The sequence below is a fragment of the Streptomyces sp. NPDC058632 genome, from assembly GCF_042717095.1.
Lineage (GTDB): Bacteria > Actinomycetota > Actinomycetes > Streptomycetales > Streptomycetaceae > Streptomyces.
In genome coordinates this window covers 1-3815 of record NZ_JBHXQZ010000186.1, presented here as the reverse complement: position 1 = coordinate 3815, position 3815 = coordinate 1, and the positions used below count along the sequence as shown (strand labels likewise).

The 3815-nt window shown below is 67.7% G+C and carries 4 protein-coding genes; 2 read left to right on the top strand and 2 right to left on the bottom strand.

What is annotated here, in order from left to right; all coding sequences use genetic code 11:
* Positions 1 to 198 precede the first annotated feature (198 nt).
* The gene (locus ACFWVE_RS34810; protein WP_384023211.1) at positions 199 to 387 is read right to left on the bottom strand and encodes a hypothetical protein; all 189 of its coding nucleotides are present in this window, start codon (positions 385 to 387) and stop codon (positions 199 to 201) included.
* Positions 388 to 401: 14 nt separating this feature from the next.
* On the bottom strand, positions 402 to 986 hold the full coding sequence (locus ACFWVE_RS34805) for an ArsR/SmtB family transcription factor (protein ID WP_384023208.1): 585 nt from the start codon (positions 984 to 986) through the stop codon (positions 402 to 404).
* 281 nt (positions 987 to 1267) lie between these two features.
* On the opposite strand from ACFWVE_RS34805, the gene istA reads away from it, so the two are divergent.
* Positions 1268 to 2863 (top strand): IS21 family transposase, encoded by a 1596-nt coding sequence (gene istA, locus ACFWVE_RS34800; RefSeq protein WP_384023205.1) that lies wholly within the window; start codon positions 1268 to 1270, stop codon positions 2861 to 2863.
* Complete coding sequence (istB, locus tag ACFWVE_RS34795) at positions 2863 to 3636, top strand: IS21-like element helper ATPase IstB (RefSeq protein ID WP_384023202.1); 774 nt, start codon at positions 2863 to 2865, stop codon at positions 3634 to 3636. The genes istA and istB overlap by 1 nt, the downstream gene beginning before the upstream one ends.
* The last annotated feature ends 179 nt before the right edge of the window (positions 3637 to 3815 follow it).

Here is a 3815-nt window from a genome sequence, read left to right as displayed (position 1 = left end):
CCACCGTTGATCATCGTGAGTTGTGTGGACTGACGAAGAGACGGTGGCCGCAGGTCACAGCATAGAACCCGCCCGTTGGCGGGACGCATTCGAGGTGTCGACGGTCATGCAATTCCCCACCTCATGTGGGTTCGGCGTCAGCTAATTCCCCATCAGCGCGGTCATGTTTCCCCACGGGGACGGCGGTCGCGAACGGCGCTAAGGAATGGCGGCTGCCGCCTTGGGGGCGGCGGCCAGCCGCAGGCCGACTTCCACGAGGGCCCAGCCGAGACGGGTACGGAGGTCCCGGGGGTGCCGGGCCGCGGCGGCGAGACGGTACGCGTCGGCTTCGGCACGGAGTTCGGCGGCGCGGGCATGGTGCAGGGCAAGGTGGTTCTCGGGGTGCATCGGGCTGTGGCCTTTCACTCCGTGGTGAGGGGGAACGCGTGTGTGTGGATGCGTACCTGGGCGGTGTTGGCGTCGTCCTCGTCGGCGGCCCGGTCGCGGTAGGTGTCGACGAGCGCGTGCATCTTCTCGACGAGTTCCCGGGTCAGTTCGGGCGTCAGCCGTAGTGTCGCGCTGCTCATGTCCCAGGTGCGGTTCCATTCCTCCGGCCATGCCTGGCGGTTGCCGAGCCAGGTCGACAGGTCCCGGGTCTGGGTGGTGGCGATCTCGTGGAGGTACATGTCGGCGGCCCCGCGCACGTCCGGGCTGGCGTCCGTGAGCAGTGCGTCGTCGAAGCGCAGGCCCTTGTGGACCGCCTTCCACCACCGCTCCCGGCCCCTGCCGCGCTCGGGGGCGTCCTCAATGAAGCCGTGAACGGCGAGCTGCCTCAGGTGGTAGCTGGTCGCACCGCTTGACTCGCCCAGCTTTTCGGCGAGTTGGGACGCGGTGGCGGGGCCACCGAAGCGCAGGGCGTCCAGCAGTTGCATGCGCAGTGGGTGTGCGAGCCCGCGCAGGGATCGGGCATCGAGATTGCGGACGTGCGAGTCCTGGGGCTCGTTCATGCCTACAAAGATAGCGATGCAAAGCAATGCTTGCAATGCAATCTTTGCATCGAATGCTTTGGAGTGACTGCGTGACACAGGGCGGCATCGCAGTCACCGGATTTTCAACAGATGGGGCGGTTTGATATATATGCGACCTCTATTGCGAATCCTCCTGATTGGCCATGGGTACGGCGGAGTTCGGGATCGAGGGACCTGGTCATCGCGGAGCTGCGGATGGCCCTCGCCCGGTGGGTCCCGAACGCCGATGGGCAGCCCGGATGGCAAGGAGAACGTTCGTCGTGGTCGACATCACCGAGATTTACGTCCACTGGTACGCGGGGCGCTCGAAGAGCGCGCTGGCCGCGTCTTTGGGGGTGGACCGCAAGACAGTCAGGAAGTACCTGGCGCCGGCGGAGGCGGCCGGCATCACCCCGGGCGGGCCGCCGATGAGCGAGGCCGACTGGGCCGGGCTGATCGAGGGGTGGTTCCCCGGGCTCGTCGACAGGAGACTGCGGCAGGTCACCTGGTCCGACATCGACGAACACCGCGACTACATCAAGGAGTTGCTGGGAACGGTGACGGTCTCCACGATCCACCAGCGGCTGCGGGACGAGCACAAACTGAAGGTGTCGGTCTCCTCGTTCCGCCGCTGGGTGCACGCCACGCTGCCCGACGAGGTGAGCCGCTCGCAGGTCACGGTCCTGCGCGACGAGGTCGAGCCGGGCGAGGAGGCCCAGATCGACTACGGCTTCCTGGGCCAGTGGACCAACCCCCGCACCGGCAAACGGCACCGCGTCTGGGCGTTCGTGATGGTGCTGCCCTGCTCACGGCACATGTTCGTCCGCCCGGTCCTGAACCTGGACCAGCACGCATGGACCGAAGCGCACGTCGCGGCCTTCCGCTACTTCGACGGCGTCCCGCGCCGTCTCGTGCCGGACAACCTGAAGACCGGCGTCGACAAGCCCGACCTCTACGACCCCAAAATCAACAAGGCGTATGCCGAACTCGCCACCCACTACGGGGCGTTGGTGGACCCGGCGAGAGCCTTGAAGCCAAAGGACAAGCCCAGGGTGGAGCGGCCCATGCCCTATGTCCGCGACTCGTTCTGGCGCGGGCGGGAGTTCACCTCGATCGAGCACATGCAGGCCGAGGCCGTCACCTGGGCCCAGCAGGTCGCCGGACGCCGGCAGTGCCGGCCGCTGGGCGGGGCGGCCCCGATGGCCGTGTTCGGCGCGGTCGAGGCCGCCGCTCTGCTGCCGCTGCCGCCCACGCCGTTCACCCTGGCCCGCTGGTCGACGGCCACCGTCGGCCCGGACATCCACATCAAGGTCGGCCGCACCCTCTACTCCGTGCCCTGGAAACTGATCGGCCGCAGGGTCGATGTCCGCTCGACCGCCACGATGGTGCAGGTCTTCCTCAACGGCGACTTGATCAAGACCCACGCGGCACTTGAGCAGGGAAAACGCACCGACAGGAGTGACTACCCGCCGGAGAAGATCGCTTTCCAGATGAAGACGCCCGTCTGGTGCCGCACCCAGGCGTTCGAGATCGGTGACGCCTGTCGCGAGGTCGTCGACCAGCTGCTGGAGGTCAACGCGCTCTATCGGCTCCGCGCTGCCCAGGGGGTTCTCGGACTACGCAAGAAGTACGGCGACACTCGGCTGGAGGCCGCCTGCGCGAGAGCGATCACGGTCGGCGACCCGTCATACCGCACCGTCAAGGGCATCCTGGTTGCCGGCACCGAGACCGATCCCGAGCCCGAGACCAGCGGAGACGCGGGCGCCGCGGCCTTCCTCCACGGCCCGCAGGGGCTGTTCGGCTCCGTCACGCCCCCGGACACACCGGACGACGACCACGACGACCAGGTCCGCAGCGAAGCCGAGGTGGAAGCCTGATGAGCGTGATGGACACCGCCCTGCGCGAGTCGCTGAAGTCCCTGAGGCTGTCCGGGATGCTGGAGACTCTCGACGCCCGCCTCGCCCAGGCCCACGGCGGCGAGCTCGGCCACCTCGATTTCCTCCAGGTCCTCTGCCAGGACGAGATCACCCGCCGCGAGACCGTCGCCTTCCAACGCAGGCTCCAGCGGGCCAAGTTCGAGCAGCAGGTCACCCTGGAGGAGTTCGACTTCACCGCCTCCTCGAAACTGCCCGCCGCCCAGATCCGGGATCTGGGCGCCCTGCGCTGGCTGCATGCGGGCGAGTCCGTAATTTTGTTCGGCCCGGTCGGGGTGGGCAAGACGCATGTCGCCCAGGCCCTGGGCCACCTCGCCGTCCGGCAGGGCGCCCACGTCCGCTTCGCCAAGACCAGCCGGATCCTCGCCGAACTCGCCGGCGGCCACGCGGACCGCACCTGGGAGAAACGGATCCGTGAACTGGTACGGCCCGACGTGCTCATCCTCGACGACTTCGCCATGCGCCAGCTCTCCGCGGCCCACGCCGACGACCTCTACGAACTGGTCAGCGAGCGGCAGGGGCGGCCCCTGATCATCACGAGCAACCGGGCGCCCAGCGACTGGTATCCACTCTTCCCCAACCCCGTCGTCGCCGAGTCCCTCCTCGACCGGCTCATCAACACCAGCCACCAGGTCATCATGAACGGCCCCAGCTACCGTCCGAACAAGCGCCCCAGGAACCCCACCGACAAGCCCGCCAAGCCGTCGGTCAAGTAGACGCCATCGGCACCCGGGGCTGGGGAATTACGTGAACTCAGCCCCGGGGAAATACGTGAACGTCCACACGGTCGGCGTCCAGCACCAATACACCGGTACTGCCGGCCGGATCGAGAACTCCCAAGTCGCCGTCTACCTGGTTTACGCAGGCAAGCGCGGCCACGCCGCAGTGGACCGGG

What these genes read in the sequence shown, in the direction of transcription:
- ACFWVE_RS34810 (WP_384023211.1), bottom strand. Translation starts at nt 387, where the DNA reads ATGCACCCCGAGAACCACCTTGCCCTGCACCATGCCCGCGCCGCCGAA.
- istB (WP_384023202.1), top strand. Translation starts at nt 2,863, where the DNA reads ATGAGCGTGATGGACACCGCCCTGCGCGAGTCGCTGAAGTCCCTGAGG.
- ACFWVE_RS34805 (WP_384023208.1), bottom strand. Translation starts at nt 986, where the DNA reads ATGAACGAGCCCCAGGACTCGCACGTCCGCAATCTCGATGCCCGATCC.